The organism is Paenibacillus sp. MCAF9 (assembly GCF_052114265.1).
In the GTDB taxonomy this organism is placed as follows: domain Bacteria; phylum Bacillota; class Bacilli; order Paenibacillales; family Paenibacillaceae; genus Pristimantibacillus.
In genome coordinates this window covers 42,502-60,723 of the sequence record NZ_JBFREL010000019.1, presented here as the reverse complement: position 1 = coordinate 60,723, position 18,222 = coordinate 42,502, and the positions used below count along the sequence as shown (strand labels likewise).

The window sequence follows — 18,222 nt, the reverse complement described above, 5'->3', positions numbered from 1 at the left end:
AATGAACAAATTTATTTATCAAAAATCAGCGGGTATTACGGTGCTGTCAGCGAATATGACTGATTTTACGTATAAAAAGCACGCCCACCAAGAGTATACCATGGGTGTAACTTTACGTGGAATCCAAAAATATAATTTGGATGGCACTTTACAATTATCCCACCAGAATGGTGTTATGTTTTTTAATCCGGAACAGGCTCATGATGGAATGGCGCAGGATAAGACAGGTCTGGATTATGTTATGATCTATATTGACCCGCAATTATTTTTGGAGGTTATTGAGAAAAAGGATATCGTACGTTTTCCTAAACCTGTTGTGTATGATGATCGACTAAAACAAGGGATATTAAACCTTTCCTATGCAATATTAAGCGGAAAAGACGAGGCCATTTGTAATGAATTATTCGTATCTCTCACTGATAGCCTCGTCCAAACGAAATTTTCGACAGATAACAAAAAGGATACCGCACTAATTCACAAGGCAAAGGATATGCTTCATGCCAATCTGGTACAGGTATTGAAACTTGATGAGATTTGTCATGAACTTTATTTATCAAAGTTTAAGTTTATTCGCTTTTTCAAGGAGAATACTGGAATTTCACCGTATCAATACTTTCTTAACTGCAAAATTGAACTTGCTAAACAGTTGATCGAAAAAAATAGAGATATTTACTCTGCAGTGGCTGCATGCGGTTTTGTGGATTTAACACATTTAAATAAACATTTTAAAAGTGTATATGGCACAACTGCTTTCGAATATATGTCATATTTGAATTAGAGGGGCGATAGGTGCCTATGACAGTAGGTGCAATAATCTATAACCACTGGGATTAGCCTTGTTATTCTTATTCAAATATAACTTAATAAACATTAAACGAGGCTGCCGACTTAGATTGGCAGCCTCGTTGCGTTTACGAGCAGCTTAGTTGAGATGAAAATGTTTATTTTGGATGATATACCATAAATTAAAACATTTTTGGATATCTAACGTCTATACAGTTATGGTTTTCAAAATTAAAGAAAGGAGTTCTTATAAAATTATGGAGGTGTGTAATTGAAAACTCTATATCTAATACTAGGTGGAATCATTAATTCATTTTTAGCGCAGATGTTTCCATACATTATAAAAATCAGTGCATCATGTATATATGTAATAGGTTATTTTATGGGATTTCATGACGGTTCTGATATGAGAGGAGAAGAAGATGTAATAGTCGTCCTCCTACCCATAACTCTTTTAATATTAACTTCATTTCTAGCTATTTTAATATTTAGCAATCGAACAATTTTCAGAAAAATAAAGATAAGAAAATCACGGTTCGTTTTGTTTAGTTTTGTATCCTTTGTACTTTTTTTTAGTTTAAGCATGATGATTTTTGACACTCCTAATCTTACATAACGACTTGAGAGAAAATCGATAACTATGGAGGTTTAAAAGTATGGATGAAATAGTAGGAAAATGGTCTGCAGATGCATTATTTGCTCCGGGAACTAGTGATGAGATCATTTATTTTCTTGAACACGGAGATGGGTGGATAGAATACCTAAATTGGTCACTTTCCACAATCGAAACATTTAGATGGTGGCGTAATGAGGAAGGGAGAATTAATATTAAGGGAGAAACCATCCATTCAAACTCTGAACCTCTGAGAAAGTCAAACAAAGTACATTCAAATTTATTAATAAGTATTCAACAAGGAATTACCACATTAGATAAACCCATAACTATCCTTACAGTAGAAAACGATAAGCTATATGAAACAAATAAATATGGTCTAGTGAATAAAACAATAGAAAAGGATTATTTGGCTAAAAGACTGCTACTTTTAAATAAAAGATAGTTTAAATGTGAACGACTGTTTGAGTTAATGGGTAAATAGTTAAACAAACAATTAGTGGCTGGAGTGTATGCGCACGGTGGCTAAGCATATCGTGGAGCGATGTGCAGCTTATCCGGTGCTAATCGCAGTGTTCGTCGAAAAATATCAACTAAGATGAATATCGCCAGTATGCTCAATCGATGTTAGGCATAAAAGAGGAATGAATGGAGAGGCTTCCAGAATGTTCCGGAGGCCTTTTATTCTGTTTGTGTAAAGTGCCAAATTGTAAAAACCGACTGATTTCATAAACAATGAGTACCATAGTTCAGCAATCACAAGAATGAGGGGAACAGCAGGAAACAAAAGCCATTATGAGTCAACTAGCATGGTAATAACTTGTGAGGGTATAACTAGAAATCTGGTTGTATACAATGAAATTATTAAGATAAAAAATTAATTAATAATAGAGTTTGTATGCAAACTGTACAATCCATAAAAATGCAGTACAATGGAACCTATGTGCAACTGATGAAAAAGTGATGACGCGGTATTAGTCGATGTCCATCAGCTTGGAGCGGGCACAAAAAGGGACAAGATTAGAAAGCAATCCTGTGGATTTATTAATGATGAAGAGGGGTATTCCTTGATGATAAATAGTGGACTGAATCTTAAGGTTGATGGATTTATAGGTAAATCTAAAAAGTGGAAAGAAGAATATAAGAAGTTGAGAAATATCGTTCTTGACTGTGAGCTGACTGAAGAATATAAGTGGATGCATCCTTGTTACACGTTTCAGAATAAAAACATAGTTTTAATCCACGGATTTAAAGAATATTGCGCGCTTCTGTTTCACAAAGGTGCTTTGTTAAAAGATCCTAATGGCATCCTAATCCAACAAACAGAAAATGTACAGGCGGCACGCCAAATTCGGTTCACCAGCGTTCAAGAAATAGTTGAAATGGAAGCTATCTTGAAATCCTATATTAATGAAGCCATTGAAGTTGAAAAAGCCGGTTTGGAAGTGGTTTTTAAAAAGAATACAGAATACACAATTCCTGATGAATTTCAAAACAAATTAGATGAGATGCCTGCCTTGAAAACTGCTTTTGAAGCATTGACGCCGGGACGGCAAAGAGCATACATTTTTTACTTTTCTGAACCCAAACAATCCAAAACTCGCGAGTCAAGGGTTGAAAAATATAAGCAGCAAATTCTGGATGGAAAGGGTTTAAATGATTAGGATGTGTATTTGTTTTCCTGTTCGAAAGAAATAGAAGAACCCAGTCGCTAAATACCATTTAGCTAATGGGACTGATAACGAAATCAAATTGTTTTTTAAACTAAACGGTAAAAGAGTGATTTTATGTTCATTGTTACTGTGGAAATGACTCAGGAGCGAAAAGATCAGCTGCTTAACTGGATTGACTCACATCAGAAGGCTACATTGGAAAATGATAAGGGAACCCTGGCGGGGCTGCAATGGATGGTTGATAAGTTGGATTTAACTAATCATCTCTACTCAGAGATGGCTGTAACAACTCCTATTATTATTAATCAAACTATTATTGATGAATGCAAGAAGAAGTTTGAAGAAAATTGGATTCATGCGTTATGGAATAGCGGGTTTGCTTTGGCAGTTTTTGCGGTTTTGGATCTATTCAGCATTCAAATTGTGGAGTTTCCAACTGCAAAAAGAAACTAAGAATGCTTGAAATACATAGATGAGAATTGCGATTTGGAAAATGAATTAAAGATAGTGCTAAATATAAAATAGTTAATTATGATTCTGCGGATAAGAACCGATACCAGCGCTGCTCCGCCAGCATAGGTATTGTATAAAATATTTGATCTTGTCAAAAAGTTGGTTATAATAGGTTTATATATTTAAACGAATGAACGGAAGTGAAGTGTATGAGCCAAAATACTGAACATATTGTACAGCAATTTAAAGATTCCATTCCCTTGCTGGATGTTCTTACAGATGAAAAACGTCAAGCCATAATTTTGCTGCTTGCACAGCATAAAGCTGGACTTAATGTTAATACTATAGCGGATCAAATTGACTTGTCCCGGCCTGCCGTCTCCCATCATTTGAAGGTATTAAGACAGTCTGGCTATGTTAGCTACGAGAAAAAGAGCGTTGAAAATTACTATGTCCTGACTCTCCGCAAACCATTAGAGCAACTTAAATCTTTAATTGAGGCTATTGAAGCTCAGTGTAGCGGATCTTTGCAATCTTCAATGGAATAAAATGAATTTTTTCGCTTTATACGTTTATATGTTTAAACGAATGATCTTGATAGGAGTGATAATAATGAAGGCTATGACGATTGAGAAATATGGGAAAAATGTACCCTTAATCATGACGGAACGACCAATGCCTACAATGGGAGAACATGATGTATTAGTAGAGATTTATGCGGCGAGCTTAAATCCTATCGATTTCAAAATAAAAGAAGGAAAAGTAAAATTACTGCTAACGTATGAATTTCCTTTAGTTCTCGGAAATGATTTTTCTGGGGTAGTAACGAAGGTTGGTAAGCGCGTGAGCGCATTTAAACCCGGTGATGAGGTTTATGGAAGACCTCGCAAAGACAGGATCGGAACGTTAGCTGAATATATTGCCATTCATGAAGATGATATTTCTCTAAAACCACGAAACCTAAATTTTGAAGAAGCGGCATCGATACCACTGGTCGGACTTACGACATATCAGGCCTTTTACGATATTTTGAACCTTCAAAAAGGGCAAAAGATTTTGATTCATGCAGGATCTGGAGGGGTAGGAACCTTTGCTATCCAACTGGCCAAATTGATGGGCGCTTATGTCGCAACAACAGCAAGTGATAAAGGCTATGATTTGGTCAACTCACTGGGCGCCGATCAAATCATTAATTATAAAACAGAGAATTTTGAAGAAATGCTTAAGGGATATGACGCGGTGTACGATACCTTAGGTGGGACAGCATTGGAAAAATCATTCCAGGTGCTGAAACCAAACGGAAAAATAGTATCCGTCTCCGGCCTGCCCAACTCCAGATTCGGCAAGGAAGCAAAATTAGGCTGGTTGAAGACGGCCGTTCTATCCATTGTGAGCCGTAAAATTACAGCCCTAGAGAAGAAAAGCGGTACGAGATATCATTTCCTCTTTATGAAACCAAGCGGAGCGCAATTAAAGATCATTAAGAAGTTTATAGAAGAGGGTCACATTATTCCGGTTATTGATAAAGTGTTTGATTTTAAAGAAACAGGGCAAGCCTTTCAATACCTTGAAAGCGGAAGGGCTAAAGGAAAGGTAGTCGTTAAAATAAAGTAAGTTTTACCAAGTAAAATAGTAGAATGACAAAAGGCAGCCTGGGCTGCCTTTTCCGCTTATATACATATTCAATAATAGGCTGTGGGAGGCATTAAAGTACTTACCTCTTTGAGCTTCGCTTCTCATCCAACTGCTTCTGTATTTCTTTCCGCACCTCTTCGATACCTGCTAGTTTTAGCTCCTCGTTAAATTTTGGGAGGATTGTGTCAACATCGACCGTACCAGTCATAAGACTTGGATAGTATTTTTTCCAAATCATCTCGATGTTATCGGTTTGGGCGGTCAGCTTAGATAGATCAGGCGTGAAGCCAAGAATGGTGGACTTGATTGCTTCAGCGTTGTATTTGCGGAATTGATCCCACTTATCGAGCGGTTCCGGGTTATCGCCGCCTATAGTTTTCAAGATAAACCAGTTGCCCTGTGTATATTGTACTCCTGCATAGCTCGCTGGTGCATCCGGGATTGGGTTGCCTTGGCTGTCTTTGCCGGGAATGGGGTTCGCTTGCCCATGTTCATCTAGCGTGTAATGCAATCCTTCAATTCCATAGTTAAATAGGTTTCGTATTTCAGGGTCTGTATTAAGCAGGTTCAGAAACTTAATAGACTCAACAGGATGCTTGGTGTTGGCATTAATAGCCATGATTCCGCCACGGACGGATTCCGTAGTGACGACACTAGGGGTTACGGGATTCGATACAACCTTGTACCCGCGATCCTTACTCCAATTCGTATCCGAGAGTGGGCCGCCGCCTGAGGATTTCCAGAATACCTGATCCCCACGCTTAAGTCCGCCAGGCTCCCGCAGTGCAGCATCCTTGTTAATGAAGCCCTCTTTGTAATACCGTCGCATTGTGTCTAATATCTGCCGGGCTTCCTTTGTTTCAAAAATATTCACGACCTTAGAGTTAGGGTCCAGTGATTTCACCATTAACGGAACTTTATGATTCAAAATATACTCGTAGCCATAGAGAGCGAAGAAATTTTGTGAATCCCGATCTAATTCCATTGGTATATAGGATGGTTCATTCTGCTGAATCATCCGGAGCAATGGTTCTAGCGATTCCAGCGTATTATACTTGGTGATATCGATATTGTACTTTTTCACGATCGAAGCAGGGTACATCCAATGATCACGTACAGCCAGCTCTTTATTGGTCGGTACACCATAAATGCCTCCATCATTCATTCTTACCCCTTGCCAGAAGGTGGGGTCAATCGTGTCGTACAAATCCTTACCTAGACTCAAAAGATAGTCATCAAGTTTCAGCCATGCGCCGCGCATAGCGGTAGTTGCATAGTTGGGGGCAAAAGCAATGTCGAACGGGCTACCTGCGGATATGAGCGTGTTCAGCCGATCCTCATACTCCTGCCAACCAACCTTAATATAGGTGATGGTCACGCCAATTTTACGAGCCATAATTTCATTAATTTTATCATTTACGAGCTTCAGATCTTTGTCAGGCTCTCCGATTGTGTAATAGATCAGATTTACCGTGTCCCCATGATATTTATCATTGTTGTTTTTGCTATCTTGCCGAGAGCAACCGGTTGTATACGCTGTGAGCAGCAGTATAACACTGAATGTAATGAAGATATATCTGTATCTAGAGCGCTTTTGCATCGATATCCGCCTTTCTGCCGAGTTCGTTGTTAACCTTTTCCCCGCAGATCAGAGGGAGACTTTCCGAAAAAGCTTTGAAAATGTGTATAGAAATAATTGAGATTGTTGTAGCCGACGGAAAGCGCGATAGAAGAAATCTTCTCATCAGTCGATTGAATTCGTTCTTGTGCGAGCAGCATACGGTAAGCCATTAGATATTCTGAAAATTTCATTTCGGATTCTTTAAGAAATAATTGTCCGAGATAGGTACTGTTCATCTGGAAACGTTCTGCCACTGATTTTAAAGTAATATTCTGAGCATACTCCGTCTTGATCATGAGCAAAATGCGGTTAACCAGCTTGGATAAGCTGTCATAACTTACACCGAGTACCGGGTCCTTGTTCAGGCTCTCGCAGCTAGCATTGCCTATCGTACCATGGAGATCCTCGACAATAATTTTCTCAATTACTTGCTGCAGCTTTGTACGATCTAATGGCTTGAGCAGATAGTCTTTAACACCACAGCGAATGGCTTCTTGGGCATACTTGAATTCACTATAGCCGCTCATAATCACATATTTGGTAGGGATTTGGAGCTCATTAAGTCTATGAATCGTTTCATAACCAAGATCCTTGCCAACACAGACATCAAAAATAGCGACATCAGGCAGCAGGTCTACAACCTTGGACATGGCTGCTTCCGTAGATTCGCACGTATCTATTCGACTGAATCCGTATTGTTTCCAGTCGAGGATTCGCTTCATCCCCTCCAAAATCTGTGGTTCGTCATCCATTATCAGCAGTTTGTACATGTTCAATCACCTCTTTTGGAATCCGTACAGAAATCTTAACTCCAGCTTCCTCATTATTTCCAATCTCTATATAAAAGCTTTTCCCGTAAAAGAAGTGAAGCCTCGTGTAGACGTTGCGTAAACCGATACTCTCGGAAGAAGTATCATCCTGGTTGGACAGTGTGCTTCGCACTGCATTTAAACGCTCCGCGCCAATACCACGACCATTATCCACAAATTCCAATACATAATAATCTTCAGCTTCCCAGCCATTAACGATATACAGGTTAAACTCATTGCTAGCGCTAAAGCCGTGGATGAAAAAGTTTTCAGCCAAAGGCTGCATCCAAAATTTCACGGTAGGGATCGAGAGTAGCGCAGGATCTACATTGACTTGATAAAAAAAACGTTCTGGATATTTAAACTCCATAATTTCCAAGTACTTTTGCAGCAATTCCAGCTCACTTGCAATCGAAATAATATTTTCCTTCTTGACGATTTCGCGATAGAGCGCCCCTAAGGTAGCAATGGCATCAGCGGTATCTCTGTCCTGATTAACCAAAGCAGTGGAGCGGATGACCTCTAACGTATTATAAAGGAAATGAGGATTGATTTGATTTTGAAGCGCTTTCATCTCAGTTTCTTGCTGCTTTAGTTTAAGTAAATATTCATTGCGGATATGCTTATCTAACTTCTCAATCATATCATCTAGTTCCCTTGCAATCATGCCGTATTCATTTCGACGATAACGGGCAGGGCGATTAGGTGTGAAATTAGCAGATTTTACGCGACCAATCGATTGAATAATGCGGTGCAGGAAGCGGAAATCATCCCGCATATTATACACAATGAGCAGTAGTACACTTATCATGGTCGTTATTACGATCAGAAAGATGGTAAGCAGCATCCTGGCATGCTGCTTAATCAGCATGGATAAATCAACGATGCTAACGAACTTGAAATTGAACTTGGTGGATGGAAAGGTAATATAAAATATATGCTTGAACAAGCCCTGCGAAATAACGCCATGACTGCGTCCATTCGCCGCTGCGAGACGCGATAATTCCTCTAATTTCTGATCCTGGCCGCTGCCGATAAGGTAGACCTCACCAGAGGTACTGACTGCAGCAGCTTTTCCCAAACGATAATTTTGTATAGATTTAAAGACTTGATCACTGCTGACCAAGAAGCGCAGCTCCCCTAATTCCTTAGAGCCCAGTGATGTATCCGATAGTTTCTTGCGATATACGAAGCCTTTTTGAATCGTATCGTGAAAAGCTTCGTCTGTATTTGGAAGACCGAATATGAAGCTTGCAATTCCGTTCTCATTAAAGCGTACAACATTGCTATACTGGTTGGTATGCAGACTAACCTGCGTAATTTCACCCTGCGCCCAGCTGTACAGGTAGGTTTTAATATCCTCTGGGAAGGATACCAACGGCTGTGAGAATTGGCTGTTTTGCAGGCTATTGGTTAAATAGCCTTCAACGCTGCTGTTCAAAAAGCTGCGAGCATCTTCCATTAGACTATGATTGGAGTATATACGCTGCATGTAAGCCTCAATTCGGTCAGCATCGTACTGCAGCTCATTCTCTACACCTGCGAACGCATTTGCAGCCTCTAAACGAGCATCACCAACCCACTGATTCAGCAGCATGACGCAGGTCAGAATGCCAAGGGCGAGTCCGATAGTTACGACAAAGACGACATAGGCAATAAACTTGTAACGATAAATTTTGATTTGTAAAAAAGAGCTCATATGGCACCTCAATTGCAGCAGCTCGCCTTAAAGCAAGTGGTTTCCATACCACTTTATCATGATTAAGCGAAGCTTCATAGATAGCAAGAAATAAGCATCCCATACAGAGTGACTCAATAGGGGATGCTTATTTAACTTACTTGAAGTAGTTATTAATTTGCTCTTGAGCCGCTTTCATAATCGTGTCCATACCAGCAGACTTTAATTCAGCAGTAATTTTCGGAATCATTTTCTCCGGATCGGATGCGCCTGTAATGAGTTCATATTTGTATTTGTCCCATACGGATTGGCAATTTGCCACTTCAGTCTGAAGATTGCTGATGTCCAGTGCGAAACCTAGTACAGTGGAGGATGTCGCTGCGTCATTCAGCTTTTTAACTTGATCCCATTGATCCTCAGGAGCACCTTTGGTAACTGCTAGATTAAAGAATGTACCTTGGGAGTATGCAGCCAGCGGCCAAGTATCAGAAGTACGCTCGATAACCTTTTCGCCATCCACATTTTTGTAATCTACGTCTAGCTCGCCGAATGCAAGCATATTGCGTAGTTTTGGATCTGTATTGACTAATTCGAGGTACTTCAATGCTTCTTTCTTATATTTCGAATTCGCAGAAATCGCATTCAAGGAGCCTTGGATCGTGCTTGTTGTATAAATAGGGCCAAAGTGTTGAACCATATCATATTTTTCAACAGCATCATTGATTTGCCAGCTTACTTCTGCACCTGGAAATGCCTGAGCTGCAAAGAAAGGTCTGCCTTTTTCATTCTCTGTTTTAGTCGGAGCATCTGGGTTGATGATGCCATCTTGGTACCATTTATGCAGGAGCTTCAGATCGGCCATAACATCAGGCTGCTCAAGAACAGAAACAACCGTGCGTGATGCATCATCAGCTTTTACGCCAACTGGAGTGAAGCCTAGCGTTAAATCATCATAATTGTTAAAGAAACCATTCAAGCCTTCACCTTGCGTCATCGGCAATGGGTAGAAGCTTTTGCCTTCGCCGGACTTGATGTTGTGAAGTGGTTGATCAAGGTCCTGCAGGGTTTTGATGTTGTTGATATCAATATTGTACTTTTGCACGTATTTATCATCGTACACCCAATATTGCGTTAGTGCCGAATCCTTATAAGTAGGAACAGAATAATATTTGCCGCCAATTTTCGTGCCATCCCAAACCTTTTCAGGAATCAATTTGTATAAGTCAGGCGCATCACTTTGAACTAAATCAGTGATATCTGCAAAAGCTCCCATAGCCACTTGCTTGCTGTATTTACCGCTGTTTGTGAACATAATGTCGAAGGGTTCGCCAGTATTTACAATTGTGTTGATTTTGGTATCCCATTCACCCCAGCTGGCTACTTTGATGTCAATTTTCACACCAATCTTCTCCGCTGTATATTCATTCATAGCATCAATCGCTTTGCCGAAGTTATTAGGCACTTGGCCGCCGATCGTCCACCAGATGAGCGTCGGAATATCCTTGCTTGGTGTTTCGTTGTCCTTTGGCGCGTCTGTCGTTGACGGAGCATTTGTTGCAGCTGGAGAGTTTGAGCCGGAGCAGGCTGCTAAGCCACTCACCAGTAGTGTGAGAATACAAAGCGTAGAGATGAACTTCCAAGATTTCTTCATTTCATTTCCCCCTTATTGAAGTTGTGTCACCGTAGCGTTGTACAGTGATCTATCATAAACCAAGCAGGCTTGGTTTATTTCGTTGATTATCCTTTGACTGCGCCAATCGTTAACCCGGAAATGAAATATTTCTGGAAGAACGGATAGGCGAAGGCTACAGGCAGAACAATGATAATCGCTACAGCCATGCGGGCAGATTCCTTCGGCATCGTTGCGACGAGCACGGCATAGCTTACGCCCATACTTGCAGCATTTTTGGCAAGCGCATCGACATTGCTCATCAAGCTGTTAAGCAGTGCCTGCAAAGAATATAGGTTCTGGTTGTTGATGTATAACATCGATTGAAACCAGTCATTCCAATAAGAGAAGCAGAGAAATAGTCCAATGGTTGCAATGACCGGCAGGGAAATCGGCAAAATGATGGAGAAAAAGATTCGCAGCTGGCTCGCACCATCAATTTCAGCAGATTCAATCAGCCCGTCGGGAATTGTGCTTTTAAAGAAGGTTTTACAAATGATAACGTTAAATGAAGAGACGGCAAGCGGCAGAATAAGTGCCCAGACGCTGTCTTTTAGTCCTAATAGATTAGTATTAATGAAGTAGCTGGAAACCAGACCGCCATTGAATATCATGGGGATGAAAACGACCCAAGTTAGAAAGCCCTTCAGTTTGTAGTTTGGGCGAGAAAGGACATAACCCATGGAGGTGGTAAGAAATATACCGAGCACAGTACCAACCACCGTAACAAGAGCGGATACGCCGAGCGCCCGCAAAATCATCGTTCCTTGCTTGATCACATAAGCGTATGCTTCGCCTGATAATGCAACCGGCAATATATGATATCCTGTCTCACGTATGGAGTCCTCACTGGAAAGTGAAATGGATAGCACTACAATTACGGGTATGACGCAGATCAGCGCCAAGACGATAAAGATCAGGTTGAAAAATAGGTTTACAGCGTTGCTTGTACGGTTGAATTTCTCAAGGCCTGTTTCGTAAGTCCTTCTCGTTGACATGGTCTTACCTCCTTACATCATCGCGCTATCTGGATCGATTTTGCGAACAATCCAATTAGCGATTAGAATAGTTGCACAACCCAGAACGGACTGTACGAATGCGGCAGCAGCTGCCATCCCTAAGGTGGCGGATTTCAGTTGTTTATACACCATGACATCGATGGTGGTAGACACGTTAAACAATGAATTGGAATCTCGCGTGACCTGAAAGAACAAGCCGAAATCGGTGTAGAAGATACGTCCAACTGATAGAATGAACAGCATGACGATAACGAGTTTGAGCATTGGCAATGTAATAAAACGTGTTTGCTGCCAAATGGAAGCGCCATCAATTACAGCTGCCTCATAGTAAGTGCTGTCAAGGCTTGTGATGGTTGCCAAATAAATGACCATGCCATAACCTAAGCCTTTCCATACATTTAAGAGAATTAGAATGTACGGCCAGTAAGCCGGCTCCATGTACCAGTTAACAGGATCGCCGCCCATGTTGACGAGCAATTGATTAAGAATCCCTTTATCAAAGCTTAGGAACGCCCAACCTACAGCAGATACGACAACCCAAGATAAGAAATAAGGGAGGAACATCATCGTTTGATAGACTTTGCTTGCTTTGCGGCTGTGGAGCAGCCCGATCATAATAGCGAAGAGAACGGGCAACACAATACCAAGAACGATAAAAATAATGTTGTATCCAATAGTGTTTCGAATAATGATCCAAGCGTCATTTGACTTGAATAAGAACTCAAAGTTTTTGAAGCCTACCCAAGGACTATTAAATACATTGCTCAAAAACCCGCCGCTAATTTTGAAGTTTTTGAAGGCAATTATGATCCCGAACATAGGTAAGAAGCAAAACAGGATGTACCATATCGTTGTAGGCAATGCCAAGAGGGTGAGTTCCGTATCCTGCTTGTGCCAACGAATTCGTAAGCGCTTTCTTTTATCTTGAAGTTCAACTGTCGATTTCATGCCTTTTACTCCTTTCGGTGTCTTCTCGGATGTGTTGCACTTGTTAAGCTCATTGTATAATAGGAGGATTTGATGCTTCTAGATAACAAACTTGATACTATAGTCAACAAACGTTAGATTCGATCATTCTGTTTTACAGAACTTTAAGAATGGACTCAAGGTTTAATTCCAATATGTGTTAAAATAAATGGATAATTACGTGAATGGGCTTGAAAAGTTAAGTCAGGAGTGTGGATAATGGGTACATTTCTTTCAAACATCCAGGTTTTCACCGGTGTGCAAGATAGCGCAAAGTTGCTCGAAGAACTGGTGCTTGCCGTAAGAAATAGGCTAGTAGGGGACGAATATGAGGAAACAGACTCCGCTGAATCGGCTGACCGCTCCCTTATTTTGCAGATTTCCTCTGACCGATGGATTTCCGTCTACGACCAAAGACTTGATGAACAGGACATGGATGCGCTGGACGCGCTGGGCACTTCCATCTCGGCATCTGCTGGTGTCCCTGCTATTGGTTCCCTCGTACATGATAGCGACCTGTTCTTCATGCGTCTGTACCGGAATGGCAGGATGGCCGATACGATAATCAATGACTTGAATCTATTCAATGAGATGTTCGGGGGGAGTCGTCCCCGAAAACGGAACGGTCTGCCTTCAAAATGGGCTGAGGTTTGTGCTACAGGTGTGAACCCTGCCGAACTAAAGGCGATTTGGGAGAAAGAAATGGTCTTCGCTGAAGAAGCGCTGGCGCTGGCGGCGGAGCTGCTGGATATTCCAGCTGATGCGGCAATGCGGGGTTATGAAACGGATTCGGATTTTAAGCAAGAAACGAAAGTAATTCATTTGCGCAGCAAGATCCGCTTCACAGATCATTTTGAAGAAATCAATGCACCCAAACTGGCATTCTCGAGCTGGAACTCCTTCGCAGCAGGAGATGCTGGCATTTTGTCAAAGGTTCAATACGGACTAATCAATCAAGGGCAAGCCTTTACTGGTCTTGATGTGCTGCTTTGGGGGCCTGCTCTCGAAGAGCGGCTGATTGAACTAGGAGCGGGGATTCTGATTTGTACGTCGAACCATTCCCACACCCGGCCTGAATGGAACATTGACCCGCAGCCGTATGAGTTCGAAGTAAAACAGTCGGGAATGGATCAACTATCGCAAATTAAGGGATACCGCTATGAATATCCAGAAATGTCCTTTCCTGATGCGTATATACAGATGATGAATCCAGAGACTGCTGCCAAGCTAGGCCTCATGCGTAAGTGGATGGATAGTTTTAATCAAAATGGCTATTCGTTTCAGCTTTCGTTTACAGGAAAAAGGGTGGGCAAATCCGATCTATTCATCGCATTTTTGCCGAGAGAGATTGGGGAAGGCCAGCTGGTTAAAAGCTTGCCAGTATTTATTGGTGTAAAACCGGACAAAGAATCGATTTTTATAAATGAGACGGGCGGCTAATGTAGTTAGTGACGTCGTTCCTGATCATAGTTCCTTTTGAAATAACCGGGATTGACTCCAGTTATGGACTTGAAAGTTTTGGATAAGTGATGAACATCAGTGAAACCGCAATATTCACTCGTCTGCTGGAGGGACATGCCTTCCTTCAACAGCTCCTGAGCATGCTGGATACGCAAGTTCAGTAAGTATTGATAAGGTGTCATATTGAATTGTTTCTTGAATAGCACTGTGAATCGAGAGGGAGAAAGGTCTGCTCTTTTGGCCATATCGCTAACATTGATAGGTTCTGAGATGCGAAACGCTAAATAGGAAGTAATCCAGTTCAAGAAAGGACGACGAGATGACGAGGCAGCTTGTGGCTTCATATAACTTTTGAAAATAACGGTCAGAAATTCATAAGCCAGCTGATTGGCTTCCATAATGCCTAGATAGGTTTGTGACTGCCAGCATTCGATGATCTTGAAGACGAGGTCACGCAGCTTAACGGAGTGCGGAGTTTCAAGTTTAAATGGAATGAGTAAGGATTCGCATTCATGCAATCTAGGTTGTGAGTAAGTGGAGTAGGGGGACATGTCCAATTGTCCTGGTCGCGTGATAAAGCTCTTATCCTTCTCTGGATTATAAAAGAAATCCAGATGCACGTAAGGATTGATCGTATCGGTAATGCCTTTGATTGTATGTACATCTCCGGGCTGAAGCAAACAGAGATCTCCTGCTTTCAAGAGATGAACGTTACCGTTGACCTCGATTTCGAACGAACCCTCCTGCACGTAAAAAATGATATAATCCAGCAAATTGCGCTCGCCTAGGAAAAAGGGCGGACGGATCGCATAATCTGATTCGCGAACATAAGGAGCGATAGTGTAGTCCTCTAATCTCATCGTAATTTGCCTCTTTCATTATAAAATAATCGTTTTATACATAATAAATAGATCTTATATATACAGGAATAAAGCTTATATTCCATTAAGATGAAGGTAGATTGTTGTTCAAGTATACCATGATCTTAAGGGAGGTAATAAGCATGAAAAAGGCGTATAAGGGTACTAAAATGAGAGAAATAAGTTTTCCGCTTGGAGGAATCGGCAGCGGAAGCATCGGTCTTGCAGGCAATGGCCGGTTGGTGGACTGGGAAATATTCAACCGTCCGAACAAGAAGAGTTTCAACGGTTTTAGCCACTTCGCCATAAAGGCGGAGCGGGAAGGAAAAGTGCTGGATGCGCGGGTGTTGAACGGCGATTTGCAAGCGCCTTATGTCGGCGAGCATCTTCGCGGTGCTCCGCTCCATAGCGGATACGGATTCGGACCTGAAAGCCAGACGATGGCGGGTATGCCGCATTTTCGAGAGGTCGAATTCAGGGGCGAATTCCCGTTGGCAGGCATGTCATTCGCGGAAAACGATTTCCCCGGGCGAGTCGAATTAGTGGCCTTTAATCCGTTCATACCGCTCCAAGAGGATGACTCTAGTCTTCCCGCGGCTTTTTTTGAGTGGGAAGTTGAAAATACAAATCATGAAACGATGGCGTACACGTTATGCCTCTCGGCTGGCAACCCCATTCCGACGGAAAAGGTAAATCACCGATACAGCATGATTGAAGGCAACGAAGGCGAATGCATACACATGATTAAGCTAAGCTCTGACCATCATGACGATGCGCACGCTCAGTTCGGCGATATCACTCTGTCAACTGATGCACCAGATGTCAGCTACCAAGAATTCTGGTATCGCGGCGGCTGGTGCGACAATCTCGAGATGTTCTGGCATGATTTCACGCAGCAAGGACGTTTGCAAAATCGGCAGTATCCCGTGACTGAGCCGCCTTTGGTTCGCAAAGACACGGCATCACTTGCCGCTCATATTGAGCTGAAGCCCGGAGAAAAGAAAAAGATTCGGTTTACGATCAGTTGGAGCTTTCCAAACGTGGAGAACTATTGGAATCCCAATCCGCTAGGCTCTAACAGCTGGAAAAATTATTATGCGACGCTGTTTGAGAATTCCAGCGCATGCGCGAAATATGCGTTTGACCATTGGGATCGTCTTTACAGTGAGACCGTAAGGTTCAAAGATGCGTTGTTCTCATCGACTGTGCCCGATGTCATCAAGGATGCGGTGTCCGCAAATTTATCCGTGGTCAAAACGGCAACAACACTTCGTCTAACCGACGGTTCCTTCTATGGATTCGAAGGCAGCATCGAAGATACTGGCTGTTGCGAAGGTTCCTGTACGCATGTATGGAATTATGCTTATGCACTTCCCTTCCTATTCCCACGCTTAGAGCGCAGCATGCGGGATTTAGATTTTAAATACAACAAACGTGACGACGGCAGAATGTCATTCCGGTTAATGCTCCCGCTTGGACGCGAGCGGATGGATTCCCGTGCTTGCGCGGATGGTCAATTTGGCGGCGTTATTAAAGCTTATCGAGATTGGAAAATATCGGGCAATACAGAGTGGCTTACGTCCGTCTGGCCAGAAATTAAGCAAAGCATTACGTATGCTTGGGCCGATACTAACGAGGACAAATGGGACCCGGATAAAATGGGCCTATTGTCGGGCAGGCAGCATCACACACTTGACATGGAGCTATACGGACCGAATTCTTGGCTGAGCGGATTTTACTTAGCGGCCCTTAAAGCGGGAGCGGAGATGGCGGCATTCTTAGGTGAGAGTGAAACTGCTGACGAATTTGACAGCCTGTTTCAATCGGGGAAACGATGGATCGACGAGCATCTGTTCAATGGCGAGTACTACGTGCAACAAGTCGATTTATCGGATAAATCGCTGCTTGATAAATTCGACACGGATACCGTCAGCACGTATTGGAACAATGAACGAGGGGAAATCAAATACCAGATTGGGGAAGGCTGCGTCATTGACCAAGTCATTGCACAGTGGCACGCTAATTTATGCGGTTTGGGCGAAATTTTCGATAAGGAACAGATGCGTACATCTTTGAAGTCGTTGTATCGGTATAATTTCAAATCCAGCATGAGGCGGGAAGCGAATACTTGGCGCTTGTACTCTCTTAACGACGAGAGCGGACTCGTGATCTGCACTTGGCCAGAGGACCGACATAAGCCGGCGATTCCACTCACTTATAACTCAGAGACGATGACCGGCTTCGAATACCAAGCGGCTGCGCACATGATTCAAGAGGGTTTTGTCGATGAGGGAATTTCCATCGTTCAAGCGATCCGTGACCGTTACGACGGCGAGAAACGTAATCCGTGGAACGAGATCGAATGCGGCAGCAACTACGCGAGATCTATGGCAAGTTACTCCTTGCTGCAAGTCTTCAGCGGCTTCGAATACGACATGGTCGAAGGCATGATTGGATTCAAACCTGTTCAGTCGGATGCGGATAAGTTTCGTACGTTATGGTCGCTTGACATGGGCTGGGGCGTCTACGAGCAAAGCGAGACACAGACGCAGTTGCAATTACTGGGCGGCAAGCTAGTCTTGAAGTCGATTGGATTACCCGAAGATAGAATCGAAACGATTAAACAAATTGAATTAGGCGATGCTAGTTTGGCTTATATCATCGTAGAAGATAGGATTCATTTTGAACTGCCGATTATCATTGATGAGGGAAACATGCTTGTAATTAAGCATGCTTAGAGGCAAGAAGTTTAGCTTTAACCAGTCTGACAGAACGTATCCTACCTAATTAAGTTAACTATTTCGGCCAAAGCGGCATTTGTACGAATGCTTCATATGCGCTTAACATCCAGAAAAGCTCTAGTTTATGGGCATTTGCGAACTTAAGCCTAAAACCACTGTTTTCCAAAACGGTGGTTTTTTTGTTTTATATTAAATTTGATCATTAGGAATAGTAGTTTACTATTTTGGAATGAACAAAGAT

General features: G+C 42.1%; 15 protein-coding genes. 8 read left to right on the top strand and 7 right to left on the bottom strand.

What is annotated here, in order from left to right:
- Window position 1 precedes the first annotated feature (1 nt).
- The 6 genes from AB4Z45_RS23070 (at window position 2) to AB4Z45_RS23045 (ending at window position 5,136) form a co-directional block, all read left to right on the top strand.
- A complete protein-coding gene (locus AB4Z45_RS23070; protein ID WP_441911855.1) occupies window positions 2–778 on the top strand; it encodes an AraC family transcriptional regulator in 777 nt (258 codons plus the stop codon).
- A 661-nt stretch (window positions 779–1,439) separates the two neighbouring features.
- The gene (locus AB4Z45_RS23065; RefSeq protein WP_441911854.1) at window positions 1,440–1,841 is read left to right on the top strand and encodes a hypothetical protein; all 402 of its coding nucleotides are present in this window, start codon (window positions 1,440–1,442) and stop codon (window positions 1,839–1,841) included.
- A gap of 625 nt (window positions 1,842–2,466) precedes the next feature.
- Window positions 2,467–3,060 (top strand): YdeI/OmpD-associated family protein, encoded by a 594-nt coding sequence (locus AB4Z45_RS23060; protein ID WP_441911852.1) that lies wholly within the window; start codon window positions 2,467–2,469, stop codon window positions 3,058–3,060.
- A 123-nt stretch (window positions 3,061–3,183) separates the two neighbouring features.
- Window positions 3,184–3,522, top strand: coding sequence for a hypothetical protein (locus AB4Z45_RS23055; RefSeq protein WP_441911850.1), 339 nt, complete (start codon window positions 3,184–3,186; stop codon window positions 3,520–3,522).
- A 209-nt stretch (window positions 3,523–3,731) separates the two neighbouring features.
- The gene (locus AB4Z45_RS23050; protein ID WP_339208387.1) at window positions 3,732–4,070 is read left to right on the top strand and encodes an ArsR/SmtB family transcription factor; all 339 of its coding nucleotides are present in this window, start codon (window positions 3,732–3,734) and stop codon (window positions 4,068–4,070) included.
- Between the two features lie 64 nt (window positions 4,071–4,134).
- Window positions 4,135–5,136 carry an NADP-dependent oxidoreductase gene (locus AB4Z45_RS23045; protein ID WP_441911848.1) on the top strand — a complete coding sequence of 334 codons (1,002 nt, stop codon included), beginning with the start codon at window positions 4,135–4,137 and terminating at the stop codon, window positions 5,134–5,136.
- Window positions 5,137–5,236: 100 nt separating this feature from the next.
- Here the strand turns inward: AB4Z45_RS23045 and AB4Z45_RS23040 are convergent, their stop codons facing one another.
- The 6 genes from AB4Z45_RS23040 to AB4Z45_RS23015 form a co-directional block, all read right to left on the bottom strand.
- Window positions 5,237–6,757, bottom strand: coding sequence for an ABC transporter substrate-binding protein (locus AB4Z45_RS23040; protein ID WP_441911846.1), 1,521 nt, complete (start codon window positions 6,755–6,757; stop codon window positions 5,237–5,239).
- A gap of 29 nt (window positions 6,758–6,786) precedes the next feature.
- Window positions 6,787–7,548, bottom strand: a complete 762-nt coding sequence (locus tag AB4Z45_RS23035; RefSeq protein ID WP_076270578.1) for a response regulator transcription factor — start codon at window positions 7,546–7,548, stop codon at window positions 6,787–6,789.
- Window positions 7,523–9,286 carry a sensor histidine kinase gene (locus AB4Z45_RS23030; RefSeq protein ID WP_441911844.1) on the bottom strand — a complete coding sequence of 588 codons (1,764 nt, stop codon included), beginning with the start codon at window positions 9,284–9,286 and terminating at the stop codon, window positions 7,523–7,525. The genes AB4Z45_RS23035 and AB4Z45_RS23030 overlap by 26 nt, the downstream gene beginning before the upstream one ends.
- A gap of 136 nt (window positions 9,287–9,422) precedes the next feature.
- Window positions 9,423–10,916, bottom strand: a complete 1,494-nt coding sequence (locus tag AB4Z45_RS23025) for an ABC transporter substrate-binding protein (RefSeq protein WP_441911842.1) — start codon at window positions 10,914–10,916, stop codon at window positions 9,423–9,425.
- A gap of 86 nt (window positions 10,917–11,002) precedes the next feature.
- Window positions 11,003–11,932: a carbohydrate ABC transporter permease gene (locus tag AB4Z45_RS23020; RefSeq protein WP_441911841.1), complete on the bottom strand. Its 930-nt coding sequence runs from the start codon at window positions 11,930–11,932 to the stop codon at window positions 11,003–11,005.
- A 12-nt stretch (window positions 11,933–11,944) separates the two neighbouring features.
- Entirely contained in the window at window positions 11,945–12,901 is a 957-nt protein-coding gene (locus AB4Z45_RS23015) for an ABC transporter permease (RefSeq protein ID WP_076270575.1), read from the bottom strand.
- A 237-nt stretch (window positions 12,902–13,138) separates the two neighbouring features.
- On the opposite strand from AB4Z45_RS23015, the gene AB4Z45_RS23010 reads away from it, so the two are divergent.
- Entirely contained in the window at window positions 13,139–14,359 is a 1,221-nt protein-coding gene (locus AB4Z45_RS23010; RefSeq protein ID WP_441911840.1) for a hypothetical protein, read from the top strand.
- A 5-nt stretch (window positions 14,360–14,364) separates the two neighbouring features.
- Here the strand turns inward: AB4Z45_RS23010 and AB4Z45_RS23005 are convergent, their stop codons facing one another.
- Window positions 14,365–15,240, bottom strand: coding sequence for an AraC family transcriptional regulator (locus AB4Z45_RS23005; RefSeq protein WP_441911838.1), 876 nt, complete (start codon window positions 15,238–15,240; stop codon window positions 14,365–14,367).
- Between the two features lie 143 nt (window positions 15,241–15,383).
- Between AB4Z45_RS23005 and AB4Z45_RS23000 the strand changes: the two genes are divergently transcribed.
- A complete protein-coding gene (locus tag AB4Z45_RS23000; protein WP_441911836.1) occupies window positions 15,384–17,978 on the top strand; it encodes a GH116 family glycosyl-hydrolase in 2,595 nt (864 codons plus the stop codon).
- Window positions 17,979–18,222: the final 244 nt, after the last annotated feature.